The sequence below is a fragment of the Microbispora hainanensis genome (genome assembly GCF_036186745.1).
Classification (GTDB): domain Bacteria; phylum Actinomycetota; class Actinomycetes; order Streptosporangiales; family Streptosporangiaceae; genus Microbispora.
Genome location: NZ_CP108086.1, coordinates 8202527 through 8217262, shown reverse-complemented (window position 1 = coordinate 8217262; position 14736 = coordinate 8202527). Strand labels below are relative to the sequence as shown.

The window sequence follows — 14736 nt, the reverse complement described above, 5'->3', positions numbered from 1 at the left end:
AGTGTCGTTCATGCAACCAGTGCCAATCGTGAGCTGAGGACTTCGGGCACTCGCAATGGACGAGGATGGTAGCAGGATCGCCATGTTCCGAGAAGCTAATTCACCTACGACTATGGGAAGAACGGCAGGCGGTTCCCCGTGTCGGAGGTATTGGCTGTTGAGGCTCGGTGGCATCATTTGTTCGCTTATTGGCTTCCGGATAGAGTAACGGAGTGAGAGAGCCGCTGGTGCGGCGGATGCGGGAGTTCGGGACGACCGTGTTCGCCACGATGACGAAGCTGGCCGTGGAGACGGGATCGATCAACCTGGGTCAGGGTTTCCCCGACACCGACGGGCCGGAGCGCATGCTGCAGCATGCGATCGAGGCCGTGCGGGGCGGTCTCAACCAGTACCCGCCAGGACCGGGCCTCCCAGAGCTGAGGCAGGCGGTCGCCGAGCACCGCAAGCAGTGGTACGGCCTCGCCTACGACCCCGACGGGGAGGTCCTCGTCACCGTCGGCGCCACCGAGGCCATCTCCGCGGCGATCCTCGCGCTCTGCGAGCCGGGCGACGAGGTGGTTCTCTTCGAGCCCTACTACGACTCGTACGCCGCGGCCGTCGCGCTCGCGGGAGCCGTACGCAGGTCGGTCACGCTGCGTGTCGACGCGGGGAGGTTCACCTTCGACCCGGCCGAGCTGGAGGCCGCGATCACGCCCCGCACCCGGGTCATCCTGGTCAACTCGCCGCACAATCCGACCGGCACCGTGTTCACCCGCGAGGAGCTGGAGTGCGTCGCGCGGGTCTGCCAGGAGCACGACCTGATCGCGGTGACCGACGAGGTCTACGAGCATCTCGCCTTCGACGGCGTCGAGCACATTCCGCTCGCCACGCTGCCCGGCATGCGCGAGCGCACGGTCATGATCTCCTCCGCGGGCAAGACCTTCAGCGTCACCGGCTGGAAGACCGGCTGGGTGTGCGCTCCGGCGCCGCTCACCGCCGCCGTGCAGACCGTCAAGCAGTTCCTCACCTTCACCGCGAACGCCCCCTGGCAGGTCGCGGTCGCGTACGCCCTCCGCGAGGAGATGGAGTGGGTCGCGGCCCAGCGGGCGGCCCTGCAGGCCAAGCGGGACCGCCTCATGACGGGCCTGACGGAGGCCGGGTTCGACGTGCTGCGGCCGGCCGGCACCTACTTCGTGCAGACCGACATCCGGCCGCTCGGCTTCGAGGACGGCCTGGAACTGGCCCGCCGGCTGCCCGAGCTGGCGGGAGTGGTGGCCATTCCGACCCAGGTCTTCTACGACCATCCCGAACGGGGGCGCCACTACCTGCGGTTCGCCTTCTGCAAGCGGGACGAGGTCATCGACGAGGCGGTGACCCGCCTGCGCCGCCTCGGCGCGGACGTGGCGTGATAGGCGGAGCGCCGGCTCTCAATTCCGGTGCCGGCGCGACACGGCATCCCCAGGATGCGGGCATGGCCATGACGCTTCGCCTGACCGACGAGCAGACCGAGGCCCTCCGGCGGCTCGCCGAGAAGGAGGGCCGGAGCATGCAGCAGATCGTCGTCGCCGCGGTGGAGGAGTACCTCTCCCGGCATGCCGCCGACGAGGAGGTACATCGCCTCGGTGTCGAGGCGGTGCGCCGCTGGAAGCCGGTGCTCGACCGCCTCGCCCAGTGACCCGCTACCTCTCGGTCGAGCAGGTTCTGGATCTGGCCGAACTGGCCGTTGAGGGCACACCCCAGCTCCGGGATTTCGGCCTGCTCGACTCGGCCGTCCACCGGCCGCGGGCGAGGATGTTCGACCAGGAGGCATACCCCGATCTCCTGGCAAAGGCGGCCGCGCTGCTGCACTCACTGGCGATCAACCGCCCCTTCGTCGACGGGAACAAGCGGGTGGCCTGGGTCTCCACTGTGGTCTTCCTCGCCTACAACGGCGTGGAGGTGGACATGGATGACGACTCGGCCTACGACCTGGTGAGCGCGGTGGCGTCGGGGAAGCTGACCGAGGTCGACGAGATCGCCGACGTGTTGCGCGGCTTCATCGTCTCATCCTGAGCACCCGGACCGTGCCGGCGGCGACGAGCGGGGTAGCCAGCCACAGGAAGGGCACCGCGTCGACCGTCCACGCGCTCGCCGCGGCGGTCAGCAGCCAGTAGATCCCGATGGCCCAGTAGATGAAGGCGTTGGCGCGCAGGCGTTGCACGTCCGCGTCCGGCCGGTGCAGGCGTTGCGCCAGCACCAGGGTGAACAGCGCGCCCTGGGCGAGCAGCAGGATGGCCTCGTTGCCGGCGAACAGGCCCGTCGCCAGGGCCCTGCCGTCGGCCTCGGCCGGCAGCCGGCTGGCGTTGGTCTCGCCGAAGAGCGACGTCGTGTACGGCAGGAAGACCACGAAGAACAGCAGCGGGATGTGCAGCAGGAGAGTCAGCTGGGACACCCGCTCAATCTGGTCGAACAGCGTGTGATGGGCCCGCCACGTGAACCAGAGCATGAGAAAGGCGATGGCGAAGGCCATGAAGGAGCCGACGTGGTCGCCGAAGAACGATCCCAGCCGCCGGAAGTCCTCGCCCTCCGGGCGCGGTAGTTCCAGGGCGAGCAGCGTGATCGCGATCGCGAATATCGCGTCGGCGAAGATACTGACACGTTCATGTGTGAGCCCGGGACGCGCCTGTGCCATCGCCATGCGGATCTCCAACATAAGGGGGGCAGAGGCGAGCATTCTGGCAGAAGCCGCCTGGGACGGGAGCCGGCAAGCGGCGGAGCGGCCATTCACCCGGGAGGCCGCCCGGCTTCTTCGCTGTGGCTTGGTGAAATCTGCCCATGGATGCGGCAGGGGTGGGCGAGACTCGCCAATGAAGGCCCGGATGGGGCTGGATAGTTTCCGGATGTGGGCGGACGCGTACTGATCGCACTGGGCGGCAACGCCATGACGGCTCCCGACGGGAGCGCGTCCCCGGCCGACCAGGAGCGGGCGATCGGCGAGGCGATGGCCCACGTGGCGGCGCTCAGCAGGGCCGGGCACGAGGTGGTGCTCACCCACGGCAACGGCCCCCAGGTCGGCAACCTCCTGCTGAAGAACCAGCTCGCCGCCCACGTCGTGCCGCCCGTGCCGCTCGACTGGTGCGTGGCCCAGACACAGGGCACGATCGGCACGCTCATCATGAACGCCCTGCAGCATGAGCTGGGGCACGCCCGGGTGGCGGCGATCGTCACCCGTACGCTCGTGGACCCGGCCGACCCGGCGTTCCAGGACCCCGTCAAGCCGATCGGGCGGTATTTCGGGGAGGAGGAGGCGCGCCGCTTCGAGGGGCACGGCCAGGCCTGGCGGAGGTTCGACCGCGGATGGCGCCGCGTGGTCGCCTCGCCGCGTCCCGTGGAGATCCTGGACGCCTCCGCCGCCGTCGCGCTCATCGACGCCGGATTCACCGTGGTCGCCGCCGGAGGCGGGGGAGTGCCGGTCGTGCGGCAGGAGGACGGCACGCTGACCGGGATCGAGGCCGTGATCGACAAGGACCTCGCCGCCGCCGTGCTCGCGGTCGCCGTCGGCGCCACCGACCTCGTGATCGCGACCGACGTGCCGAACGCCGCCGTGGACTTCGGCACGCCCCGCGCCCGCCCGATCGGGGAGATCGACGTGGCCGCCCTGCGCGAGTTGCAGGCGGCCGGTCACTTCGCCGGAGGCAGCATGGGACCCAAGGTCGAGGCCGCCCTGCGCTTCGCCGAGGAGACCGGGGGCCGGGCCGTGATCACCTCGCTGCACCACATCGGTGCCGCGCTGTCAGGAAATATCGGTACGAGGGTGTACAGAGGGGTGGAGAGATAGTGCCGGATCCGATCGAGGTACGGAAGGTCCCCATCGAGAGCGTCACCGACGCCTCCGGGCTGGCGAGGCTGATCGACGACGGCGTGATCGAGGCCGACCGCGTGCTTGCCGTGATCGGCAAGACCGAGGGCAACGGCGGCGTGAACGACTACACGCGGATCCTCGCCGACCGGGCCTTCCGCGAGGTGCTGGTGGCGAAGGGCACGCGCACCGCCGAGGAGGTCGCGCAGGTGCCCCTCGTGTGGTCCGGTGGCACCGACGGCGTGCTCAGCCCGCATGCGACGATCTTCGCGACCGTCGACCCGGCCACGGCCGTACGGACCGACGAGCCGCGGGTGAGCGTCGGCGTGGCCATGAGCGAGGTGATCCTCCCCGAGGACATCGGCAGGCCCGCCATGGTCGAGAAGGTGGCCGCCGGGGTGCGCGAGGCCATGAAGATCGCCGGTATCGACGACCCGGCCGACGTCCACTACGTGCAGACGAAGACGCCGCTGCTCACGCTGTCCACGATCACCGACGCCAAGGAGCGCGGCCAGACGGTCGTCACCGAGGACACGCTGAAGTCGATGGACATCTCCAACTCCACCACGGCGCTCGGCATCGCCGTCGCACTCGGGGAGATCGAGACGCCCTCGGCCGAGCAGATCCACAAGGACCTGTCGCTTTACTCGTCGGTCGCCTCGTGCTCCAGCGGCGTCGAGCTCGACCGGGCCCAGATCGTCGTGGTGGGCAACGTACGCGGGATCGGTGGCCGCTACCGCGCCGGCCACTCGGTCATGAAGGACGCCCTGGACACCGACGGGATCTGGGAGGCCATTCGCAGCGCGGGCATCGAGCTGCCCGAGCGGCCGCATCCGAGCGACCTCGGCGACCGGCTGGTCAACCTGTTCATCAAGTGCGAGGCCGACCCGTCGGGCCGCGTACGCGGGCGGCGCAACATCATGCTCGACGACTCCGACGTCCACTGGCACCGCCAGATCAAGGCGACCGTCGGAGGGGTGGCGGCCGGCGTGACCGGAGACCCGGCCGTGTTCGTCTCCGTGGCGGCGGTCCACCAGGGCCCGTCCGGCGGCGGCCCGGTGATCGCCATCGCCGACCTGGGCTGATCCCGCCGCACGGCCTGGCTGTTCCGGCCTCCCGGGCCGGGCTGTCCGGGCGGGGCCGAGCGTGTGCGGCACCGCCAGGGGCGGGCGGTAAGGTCGCAGACATGCCGGTCATTCCGCAGCCGCTGCGCCCCGACGACGACGGCGCCACCGACGCGCCCGTCGCGTCCGCGCTGTCGGCGTTCCAGGCCGGTACGGCGACGGCGGCCGACGTCCTGGCGGCGCTCGCCGGGGCGCGGCTGCTGGTGCCCGTGGTCGCGCTGCTCACCGAGTCGGAAGTGGGGGAGCACGGCCTGCGCCAGGAGAAGGAGAGCGAGATGGCCCTCCCGAAACTGGTCGGCAAGGACGGTCGTGAGGCCGTGCTCGCCTTCACCGGGACCGAGCCGATGCGCAGATGGCGCCCGGACGCCCGGCCGGTGCAGGCCACGGCTCCGCAGGTCTGCCAGGCGGCGCGGCACGAGAGCGCGGCGGCCGTGGTGGTGGACGTGGCCGGGCCGGTCCCGTTCGTGATCGAGGGCGGCATGCTGCAGGCACTCGCCACGGTGGAGGAGGCCAAGAGGGACGCCTCCGCCGTGGACCGCCTCGCCCGCGAGGTGCCGGGCGCCACGGTGGCCCGTCTGGGGACCGCGGAGGACAAGCGCCGCCGCCGCCGCTGGTGGAGCCGCCGCGCCTGAGCGGCGCCGGCGCTGGTGACCGCCGTCGCGCTCGAGCGCTACCGGCGCTCGTTGACCGTCGCCGCGTCTGAGCCCGCCTCGCCTTAGTCCGCGTCGCCTCAGTCCGCGTCGACTTAGTCCGCGTCGGCCGCCGGGTGACCGCCGCCGCGCGTGAGCCCCGTCTCGGCCGCTGGTGAAGCCATCGCCCGCGGACGCCCGGCGCGCTGTTGCGCCGTTGCGCCCGGACCGTCCGCCTGGCCCTGGCCTGATGTCCGGTGACCCGTGACCCGCTGTGGGCGGGGACGAGCCGCCCGGCAGCCGGCCGCCCGGCCGTACACAGGAACGTGGTTGTCCACAGGGGAGTCCGCGGACCGGTCCCGGGCGGCGTACGGGCGTTAGGGTCGGCCGCGTGCCCCTCGTCGTCCTCGCCGCAGCCGTCCTCGGCCTGATCGCCGGTGCGTACGCGCGTGCGGTCGCCGGCGGCTTCGGCCCGGAGCAGGACGCCCGGCGCGAGAGCCGCCGCGCGGAGGCGCGGGCCGCCCTCGCCGCGGCGGCCCGGACCGTGCCGCTGCCCCGCCCGCCGTACGCGGTCGAGGGCGCGACCGCGCTCGCCGCGGCGCTGGTGGCCTGGCGCGTCCACGACGGCTGGGTGCTCGCCGCGTGGTTGTACGCGGTGGCGGTGGGGGCCGCCCTCGCGGAGATCGACCGGAAGACCTGGCGGTTGCCCGACGCGATCACGCTGCCGTCCTACCCGATCGTGCTGGCCCTGCTCGCGCCGTCTGGCCGCCTGCTGCCCGCGGTGGCGTCGGGCTGCGCGCTCGGCGCGGTCTACGCCGTGCTGTGGTTCGCCCGTCCCACGGGCCTCGGGCTCGGCGACGTGAAGCTGGCCGGGCTGATCGGCCTGCTCACCGGCGCGCTCGGCGTGCAGGCCACGGTCGTCGCCGGGATGGCGGGCCAGGTGCTCGGTGCGCTGTACGCCGTGGGGCTGCTCCTGGCCCGCAGGGCCACCCGCACGACCGAGTTCCCGTTCGGCCCGTTCATGCTCGTGGGGGCCCTCGCCGCGGTGGCTCTCACCGGGGTCTTCCCAGGGGTCTTCCCAGGGGTTTTCCCCGGTGGCTAGCACGTGCGGTTTCCGGTCTGGGGGCATCCGCATACGGTCATGGGGGTGTCAGGGGGACGCCGCAGTCGGGTGCACATGGAAGACTTGTCCCCATGCTGCGCTGGTTGACCGCCGGGGAGTCACACGGCCCCGAGCTTCTCGCGATCCTGGAAGGCCTGCCCGCCGGGGTGGAGGTGACCACCGCCGACCTCGCAGAGGCGCTGCGGCGCCGCCGTCTCGGATACGGCCGCGGGGCGCGGATGAAGTTCGAGCAGGACGAGGTGACGATCTCCGGTGGCGTACGGCACGGCCGCACGCTCGGGTCGCCCGTCGCGATCCGCATCGGCAACACCGAGTGGCCGAAGTGGGAGACCGTGATGGCCGCCGACCCGGTCGACCCGGCGGTGCTGGAGGGCCAGGCGCGCAACGCGCCGCGCTCGCGCCCCCGCCCCGGCCACGCGGACCTCGCCGGCATGCAGAAGTACGGCTTCGACGACGCCCGGCCGGTGCTCGACCGGGCCAGCGCGCGGGAGACCGCCGCCCGGGTGGCGCTCGGGCAGGTCGCCCGATCCTTCCTCAAGCAGGCCCTCGGCGTCGACATCGTCAGCCACGTGGTCTCGATCGGCGAGGCGAGCGCGCCCCGCGACGTGCTGCCCGGTCCCGGCGACATGGCGGCGGTGGACGCCGACCCGGTGCGCTGCGTCGACCCGGCCGCGAGCGCGGCGATGGTCGCCGAGATCGACAAGGCGCACAAGGACGGCGACACCCTCGGCGGTGTGGTCGAGGTCGTGGCCTACGGCCTGCCGCCGGGTCTCGGCAGCTACACCCACTGGGACCGGCGTCTCGACGCCCGCCTCGCCGCGGCGCTCATGGGCATCCAGGCGATCAAGGGGGTCGCGGTCGGCGACGGCTTCGAGACCGCCCGCCGCCCCGGCTCCCGGGCCCACGACGAGATCGAGAACACCCCCCAGGGCGTGCGCCGGATCACCAACCGGGCCGGCGGCGTCGAGGGCGGCATGACCAATGGCGAGCCGCTGCGGGTCAGCGCCGCGATGAAGCCGATCTCCACCGTGCCCCGGGCGCTCGCCACGGTCGACGTGCTGACCGGCGAGCCGGCCAAGGCGCACCACGAGCGCTCGGACGTCTGTGCGGTCCCGGCCGCCGCGGTCGTCGCCGAGGCGATGGTGGCGCTGGTGCTCGCGGACGCGGCCGTCGAGAAGTTCGGCGGCGACTCCGTCGAAGAGGTCGCGCGCAACCTGTCGGGCTACCTGTCGTCCCTGGTCATCAAGTAATAGGGTTTGTGATCATGCAATCGGTGTCCCAAGGACCCGCCGCGGTCCTCATCGGCCCGCCCGGCTCGGGCAAGTCCACGGTCGGGCGGCTCCTCGCGGACCGCCTCGGCCTGCCGTTCCGCGACACCGACGCCGACGTCGAGGCCGTCGCCGGCAAGACCGTCAGCGACGTGTTCGTGGAGGACGGCGAGGAGCGGTTCCGCGAGCTGGAGGCGCAGGCCGTACGCGACGCGCTGGAGACGCACTCCGGCGTGCTCGCGCTCGGCGGCGGCGCGATCCTGCACGAGCACACCCAGAAGCTGCTGTCCGGCCACCGGGTCGTGTACCTCCAGGTCGGGCTCGACCAGGCGGTCAAGCGCGTCGGCCTCGCCTCGGCCCGGCCGCTGCTGGTGCTGAACCCGCGCAGCCGGCTCAGGCAGCTGATGGAGCAGCGCCGGCCGATCTACGAGGGCCTCGCCGCGATCACCGTCGCCACCGACGGCCGCGAGCCCGAGGACGTGGTGACCGAGATCGAGGCGGCGCTGTGACCGCGACGCGCATCACCGTGCGGGGCGAGAGCCCGTACGACGTCGTCGTCGGCACCGACGTGCTGGCGGAGCTGCCGGGGCTGCTGGACGCGAAGGTGCGCACGGTCGCCGTGATCCACCCCGCCGGGCTGCCCGAGATCGCCAGGCCGGTGCGCGAGACCCTGGAGGGCGCCGGGTTCGAGGTCGTCGCCCTGCCCGTGCCCGACGGCGAGGACGCCAAGTCCGTCCACGTCGCGGCCGAGCTGTGGTCGGCGTTCGGCCGCTACGGCATCACGCGTTCCGACGCGGTCGTCGGCGTCGGCGGCGGCGCGACCACCGACCTGGCCGGGTTCGCGGCCGCGACGTGGCTGCGCGGCGTCCAGGTCGTGCAGGTGCCGACCACGCTGCTGGCCATGGTCGACGCGGCGGTCGGCGGCAAGACCGGCATCAACACCCCCGAGGGCAAGAACCTGGTCGGGTCCTTCCACCCGCCGAAGGGCGTGCTGTGCGACCTGGCCACGCTGGCGAGCGTGCCGCGCGAGGACTACGTCGCCGGCCTCGCCGAGATCATCAAGGGCGGGTTCATCGCCGACCCCACGATCCTCATGCTGGTCGAGGACGACCCCGCCGCCGCCCGCACTCCCGAAGGCGAGCACACCCGCGAGCTGGTCGAGCGCAAGATCCGGGTGAAGGCCGACGTCGTCGGGGCCGACCTGCGCGAGAGCGGCCTGCGGGAGATCCTCAACTACGGCCACACGCTCGCCCACGCGATCGAGCGGGTCGAGGACTACCGCATCAGGCACGGCGAGGCCGTGGCCATCGGGCTCGTCTACGCGGCGGAACTGTCCCATCTCGACGGCCGCATCGGCCGCGACGTCGTCGACCGCACCCGCTCGATCCTGGAGTCGGTCGGGCTGCCCACCACCTACCGCGCCGACGCCTGGCCGCGGCTGCGCGACCACATGCGGGTGGACAAGAAGGCCAGGGGAGCGGTGCTGCGGTTCGTCGTGCTCGACGACATCGCCAAGCCGGCCCGCCTGGAGAACCCGTCAGAAGAGCTGCTCGAAGCCGCTTACCGGGAGGTCGCCCGATGAGGCAGGTGCTCGTGCTGAACGGGCCCAACCTGGGTCGTCTCGGCAGCCGTGAGCCCGACGTCTACGGCGCGCAGACCTTCGACGACCTGGCGGCCCTGTGCCGCGAGACCGGCCGCGAGCTGGGCCTGTCGGTGGAGGTCAGGCAGACCGACGACGAGGCCGAGCTGGTGAGCTGGATCCACGAGGCGGCCGACAGCAGGACCCCCGTGGTCCTCAACCCCGCCGCCTTCACCCACTATTCGTACGCGCTGCGCGACGCGATCGCGCAGCGTACGGCTCCGCTGGTCGAGGTGCACATCTCCAACCCGAACGCGCGGGAGGAGTTCCGCCACACCTCTGTCGTGGCGGCGGTGGCCACCGGGACGATCGCGGGGTTCGGCATGCGGTCGTACGAGCTCGCGCTGCGCGCGATCGCGGACATGGGCGAGTGACGAAAGAAGGGATCATGGGCTACCGGTCGTTCGTGGCGGTCGGAGACAGCTTCACCGAGGGGCTCAACGACCCCCTCCCGGACGCGCCCCCTCCGGCGCCGGGTGAGGTGGTCCGCTACCGGGGCTGGGCCGACCGGGTCGCCGAGCGGCTCGCCCGGCTCGACCCGGACTTCCGCTACGCCAACCTCGCGGTGCGGGGCAAGCTCATCGACCAGATCGTCGCCGACCAGGTGCCCGTGGCCGTCGAGATGAAGCCTGACCTGATCAGCTTCTGCGCGGGCGGCAACGACCTCATCCGGCCCGGCACCGACCCCGACCAGATGGCCAAGAAGCTGGCCGCCGCCGTACGGACCCTGCGGGCCACCGGCGCCGACGTCGTGCTGTTCACCGGGACCGACCCGCGGGACACCCCGATCATGCGGCAGCTGCGCGGCAAGTTCGCGATCTTCTTCATGCACGTCCGCTCGATCGCCGACCTGTACGGCTGCCACCTGGTGGACATGTGGTCGATGCAGGGGCTGCGGGACTGGCGGGCCTGGAGCGACGACCGGCTGCACATGAACGCCGAGGGCCACCGCCTGGTCGCGGCCCGGGTCCTGCACGTGCTGGGCCTGCCAGGCGAGGACGACTGGCGCAAGACCTGGCCGCCCCGGGAGCGGGTGGACCCGAGGGCCAAGCGCCGCGAGGACATGCAGTGGCTCAAGGAACACTTCGGTCCGTGGATCGGGCGGCGCCTGCGTGGCACCTCCTCCGGCGACGGCCTCGCCCCCAAGCGGCCCGAACTCGGCCCGCTGCCCCCGGCCCCCACGTCCTGATCTCTCTTCCCCGGCCCCGGGGCGCGCGCCGATCCGGCGGTTACCTCGGCGTGCCGGACTGTGCCGTCGCGCGGCGCAGGCCGCGTGCCGTCCACGGCGGGCAGCCCGGATCGCCGTCGGTCTCGACCTTGCCGCCCACACCGGCGAGCGTGCCGGGCGCGTGAGCCTCCTGCTTCCCGCGCCGGATGAGCAGCCACCGGCCGTCTTGCTCCAGGAAGACCTCGACGTTCACGACGAAGGCCGGCCGGCCGCCTTGAGTGAGGCATACCGGCGTGGCAGGGGCGTCAGCGCTCATGCCCCCGCACTCTACGCGGGGGCCTGACGCCCTGCCTGATCTTCGGCCCCGGTCAGGAGCCGGCGGTGAGGCGGCGCAGGGCGTCGCGGACCTTCGCGGGGTCGGTGGTGCGCCAGAAGGGCGGCAGCGAGTTGAGCAGGAAGCCGCTGTAACGGGCTGTGGCGAGCCGCGGGTCGAGAACGGCGACGACGCCCCGGTCGTCCATCGACCGCAGCAGCCGGCCCGCGCCCTGCGCCAGCAGCAGCGCGGCGTGGGTGGCCGCCACCGCCATGAAGCCGTTGCCCCCCGTGGCCGCCACGTGCCGCTGCCGGGCCGAGGCGAGCGGGTCGTCGGGACGCGGGAACGGGATCCTGTCGATGATCACCAAGGTCAGCGATGGGCCCGGCACGTCGACGCCCTGCCACAGGGACAGTGTGCCGAACAGGCAGGTGGCGGGGTCGCCCGCGAACTGCTTGACGAGCTGCGAGGTCGAGTCGTCGCCCTGGCAGAGCAGCGGCACGTCGAGCCGCTCGCGCAGCGCCTCCGTGGCGGCCTTCGCGGCCCGCATCGAGGAGAACAGGCCGAGCGTCCGGCCGCCGGCCGCCTCGATCAGCTCGGCGATCTCGTCGACGTACGCCTCGGGGAGGCCGTCGCGGCCGGGCTGGGGGAGATGCGTGGCGACGTAGAGGATGCCCCGGCGCGGATGGTCGAACGGCGAGCCGACGTCGAGGCCGGTCCACTCCCCGGACCGCAGGCCCCACTGGCGGGACAGGCTGTCGAACGAGCCGCCGAGCGCGAGTGTGGCGCTGGTGAGAACGACGGTGCGGTCGCCGAACAGCTTGTCGCGCAGCATGCCGCCGACCGACAGCGGCGCCACCCGCAGGGTGGGGGGAACGCGCCCGCGCCCCTCCTCCAGCCAGACGACCTCGGCCCGGTGGACCTCCTCGGACCGGGCGTCCGCTCCCCCGCCGCCCCGGGAAGCCGCCGAATCCCGCGAGCCCCCCGAATCCCGCGCGTCCTCCGGATCGCCGGTGTCCTCCGCGTCGTCCCCGGCCCCGTCGCGGCCGGCCGCCGGGCCGAAGGCGTCGAGCATCCGCTGGGCGGTGTCGTGCACCTCGTCGAGCGCCGTGAACGCGGCCTTGCGGAGCCCGGCGTTCTCGGGGTCGTCCTTGTCCTTGTTGCGCGGCCCGAGGGCGGTGATGCAGGCGAAGGCGGCGTCGCGCACCAGCGCGAGCGTCATCCCGAGCGACTGCGGCAGGGTGTCGACGCGGCCGGGCGGGGCGACGGCCAGCAGGGCCCGCAGGTCCTCGCCCGCCTCCTGGAGCCGGTCGGCCACTCCCTGCTCGATGAGCCGCCCGGCCCGGCGGGCGGCGAGGTTCACCGTGCTCTCCGACAGCTCGCCGGTGACCACCGACGTCACCCGGTCGACCAGCTCGTGCGCCTCGTCCACCACGACCACGTCGTGCTCGGGCAGGACGGCGAAGTCCTCCATGGCGTCGATCGCCAGCAGCGCGTGGTTGGTCACCACGACGTCGGCCGCGCCCGCGCGCTCCCGTGCGAGCTCGGCGAAGCACTCGGCGCCGCTGGGGCACCGCTGGGCCCCCAGGCACTCCCGGGCCGTCACGGAGAACTGCCGCCACGCCTGGTCGCTCACCCCGGGCACGATCTCGTCGCGGTCGCCGGTCTCGGTGTCGTTGGCCCACTCCTGGATGCGCTGGACCATCCGGCCGGTGGCGCTGACCTCGCGCGGGTCGAAGAGCTGGTCGTCCTCGTCGTCGGGCATCCCGGCGGCCATCTTGTGGCGGCACAGGTAGTTGCGGCGGCCCTTGAGGATCGCGAACTCGGGACGGTGCGGCAGCAGGCCCTCCAGCGCGTCCGCGAGCCGGGGCAGGTCGCGGTCGACCAGCTGGCGCTGCAACGCGATAGTGGCGGTGGACACCACCACGGCGTCGCCGCTTTCGGCCGCGTGCCTGATCGCGGGCACGAGATAGGCCAGGGACTTGCCGGTGCCGGTGCCGGCCTGCACCGCGAGGTGCTCCTCGCTCTCGATGGCGTCGCGCACCGCCTGCGCCATCTTGACCTGCCCAGGGCGCTCGACCCCGCCGAGCGCGGTCACCGCGGCGGTGAGGAGTTCTTCGACGGGCGGAAGATCGGCACGGTCCTTGGGCACGGAAGAACGCTACCCGGTGTGACCGACATCCTGTGCGTGTCCGCCCCACCACATCCTGGCGTTCCAGGAACTCCCTCCCGGCGCGCATGGCACACTGAGATGTCAGTGCTCTCAAGGTCAACAACGATCTACCCAGTGAGGTCGAAAAGGGAAGAAACGGAAGTTTCGCGAGGGTTCCCGAGATCGAGTGGACGGAAAAGGGCAGGTAAAGGCACTATGTCTGCCATGTCGGAAGTTGTCCCATTGCCCTCGTTCGGCGAGGTGTTCTTCGACGCGCGAGGCCAGGACCGTGTGCTCCGGGTCACGTGGCACGACGGCACGCTGGTGCTGAGCCTGTGGCGGGGCGAGATGTGCACGGCCAGTTTCCGCATGCCCATGAACGACGTGGGACGGCTGATCGACACCCTCGACGAGGGTTTCGCCGAGGCCGGCGGCGAAGAACAGGACGCCGGGACGGGACCGTTCCCACGGCAGGGGGCGCCGGGCCAGGACGGCTACGCCCCCCAGGACGCGTCGTATCCCGCGCACCCGCAGGACCAGGGGCAGGACCCCTATGCGACCCAGGTGCACGACCCGTACGCCATGCAGGTCCACGATCCGTACGCGGGGCGAGGCCAGGACGGCTACGGCGCTCCGGACGGGTACGCGGGGCAGCCCGGTGACGGATACGGGGGCCAGGACCTCTACGGCGCGCCCCAGACCGGGCCGCACGCCGTGTCCCGGGCCCCGTACGGCCAGGGCCGGGACGGCTACGCCGCCGACGAGGGCCACGCCGCCGCACCCGACGGCTACGGCCAGGCCCCGGACGGGTACGGCAGGGCCGGCGACGGCTACGCGCAGGGCGAGGACGGTTACGCCCCACGGGGCCGCCGCGCGTCGCGTGACGCCGGGCGCGACGCCGGCTATCCGGAGCAGGCCGCCCCGTCCGACTACGAGTACCCCGACTATCCGGGAACGGGACAGTACGCCCGCCCGCCGGTGCCGCCGCCCGCCCCGGCCCCCGAGGCCTACCCGGCGCCCGCCGCGCTCGGCCCCAACGACGTGCTCGTCGCCCGGGGCACCCCCACCCAGGACCGCCTCGTCGCGTCCTCTGCGGCCCAGACCGGCCCGCAGCCGGCCTACCGCCCGGCGCCGCAGGCCCCGCAACCCCAGGCCCCGCAACCCCAGGCCCCGCAGCCCGGAGCGGTCGACCCGAGCGACCCCCTCGGCCTCGGCCCGGCCCGGCCGTACGTCAACGAGCAGTACGCGAACGACCAGTATCCGAACGAGCAGTACGCGACCGAACCGCCGCTCTACACCACGGGCGAGCGCCTGCGGCCGGAGCAGTGGCCGGCGGGTCAGGCTCCTGACCAGCACCCCGAGCGCGAGCGCCGAGGGCGGCGCGGCGGGCGGCCCTCCGGGGACTCCCCGATCCCGTGGTCGGACGAGGAGGGAGAGGGCTGGGAGGCGTCGCGCGGGTGGTGAGGACCACGGTTTGAGGGCCACGGTCGGCGGGAGTTCCAG

Annotated in this window: 16 protein-coding genes; 13 read left to right on the top strand and 3 right to left on the bottom strand. The window is 72.6% G+C overall.

What is annotated here, in order from left to right:
* Positions 1-212: 212 nt before the first annotated feature.
* From OHB01_RS37235 to OHB01_RS37225, 3 genes are all read left to right on the top strand, one after another.
* The gene (locus tag OHB01_RS37235) at positions 213-1388 is read left to right on the top strand and encodes a pyridoxal phosphate-dependent aminotransferase (RefSeq protein ID WP_142645406.1); all 1176 of its coding nucleotides are present in this window, start codon (positions 213-215) and stop codon (positions 1386-1388) included.
* A 62-nt stretch (positions 1389-1450) separates the two neighbouring features.
* Positions 1451-1654, top strand: a complete 204-nt coding sequence (locus tag OHB01_RS37230; RefSeq protein ID WP_142645405.1) for a ribbon-helix-helix protein, CopG family — start codon at positions 1451-1453, stop codon at positions 1652-1654.
* A complete protein-coding gene (locus tag OHB01_RS37225) occupies positions 1651-2031 on the top strand; it encodes a type II toxin-antitoxin system death-on-curing family toxin (RefSeq protein WP_147942373.1) in 381 nt (126 codons plus the stop codon). The genes OHB01_RS37230 and OHB01_RS37225 overlap by 4 nt, the downstream gene beginning before the upstream one ends.
* Here OHB01_RS37225 and OHB01_RS37220 read toward each other — a convergent pair.
* Positions 2015-2656 carry a TMEM175 family protein gene (locus tag OHB01_RS37220; RefSeq protein ID WP_168065610.1) on the bottom strand — a complete coding sequence of 214 codons (642 nt, stop codon included), beginning with the start codon at positions 2654-2656 and terminating at the stop codon, positions 2015-2017. The genes OHB01_RS37225 and OHB01_RS37220 overlap by 17 nt on opposite strands.
* Before the next feature lie 204 nt (positions 2657-2860).
* On the opposite strand from OHB01_RS37220, the gene OHB01_RS37215 reads away from it, so the two are divergent.
* The 9 genes from OHB01_RS37215 (at position 2861) to OHB01_RS37175 (ending at position 10789) form a co-directional block, all read left to right on the top strand.
* Positions 2861-3796, top strand: coding sequence for a carbamate kinase (locus OHB01_RS37215; protein ID WP_261985645.1), 936 nt, complete (start codon positions 2861-2863; stop codon positions 3794-3796).
* Positions 3796-4902, top strand: coding sequence for a ring-opening amidohydrolase (locus OHB01_RS37210; RefSeq protein ID WP_147942372.1), 1107 nt, complete (start codon positions 3796-3798; stop codon positions 4900-4902). The genes OHB01_RS37215 and OHB01_RS37210 overlap by 1 nt, the downstream gene beginning before the upstream one ends.
* Before the next feature lie 101 nt (positions 4903-5003).
* Entirely contained in the window at positions 5004-5573 is a 570-nt protein-coding gene (locus OHB01_RS37205; protein ID WP_142645401.1) for an SseB family protein, read from the top strand.
* 388 nt (positions 5574-5961) lie between these two features.
* Complete coding sequence (locus tag OHB01_RS37200; RefSeq protein ID WP_147942370.1) at positions 5962-6672, top strand: prepilin peptidase; 711 nt, start codon at positions 5962-5964, stop codon at positions 6670-6672.
* Positions 6673-6764: 92 nt separating this feature from the next.
* Positions 6765-7943 (top strand): chorismate synthase, encoded by a 1179-nt coding sequence (aroC, locus tag OHB01_RS37195; protein ID WP_205829781.1) that lies wholly within the window; start codon positions 6765-6767, stop codon positions 7941-7943.
* A 23-nt stretch (positions 7944-7966) separates the two neighbouring features.
* Positions 7967-8470: a shikimate kinase gene (locus tag OHB01_RS37190; protein ID WP_221889855.1), complete on the top strand. Its 504-nt coding sequence runs from the start codon at positions 7967-7969 to the stop codon at positions 8468-8470.
* The gene (gene aroB, locus OHB01_RS37185) at positions 8467-9543 is read left to right on the top strand and encodes a 3-dehydroquinate synthase (protein ID WP_147942369.1); all 1077 of its coding nucleotides are present in this window, start codon (positions 8467-8469) and stop codon (positions 9541-9543) included. Before OHB01_RS37190 ends, aroB begins: the two co-directional genes overlap by 4 nt.
* On the top strand, positions 9540-9974 hold the full coding sequence (aroQ, locus tag OHB01_RS37180) for a type II 3-dehydroquinate dehydratase (protein ID WP_079314096.1): 435 nt from the start codon (positions 9540-9542) through the stop codon (positions 9972-9974). Before aroB ends, aroQ begins: the two co-directional genes overlap by 4 nt.
* 14 nt (positions 9975-9988) lie before the next feature.
* Positions 9989-10789, top strand: a complete 801-nt coding sequence (locus OHB01_RS37175) for an SGNH/GDSL hydrolase family protein (protein ID WP_142645553.1) — start codon at positions 9989-9991, stop codon at positions 10787-10789.
* 40 nt (positions 10790-10829) lie between these two features.
* Here the strand turns inward: OHB01_RS37175 and OHB01_RS37170 are convergent, their stop codons facing one another.
* Positions 10830-11084 (bottom strand): hypothetical protein, encoded by a 255-nt coding sequence (locus OHB01_RS37170; RefSeq protein WP_142645397.1) that lies wholly within the window; start codon positions 11082-11084, stop codon positions 10830-10832.
* Positions 11085-11136: 52 nt separating this feature from the next.
* A complete protein-coding gene (locus tag OHB01_RS37165) occupies positions 11137-13233 on the bottom strand; it encodes an ATP-dependent DNA helicase (protein ID WP_142645396.1) in 2097 nt (698 codons plus the stop codon).
* Positions 13234-13458: 225 nt separating this feature from the next.
* On the opposite strand from OHB01_RS37165, the gene OHB01_RS37160 reads away from it, so the two are divergent.
* Positions 13459-14697, top strand: a complete 1239-nt coding sequence (locus OHB01_RS37160; RefSeq protein ID WP_328854634.1) for a hypothetical protein — start codon at positions 13459-13461, stop codon at positions 14695-14697.
* The last annotated feature ends 39 nt before the right edge of the window (positions 14698-14736 follow it).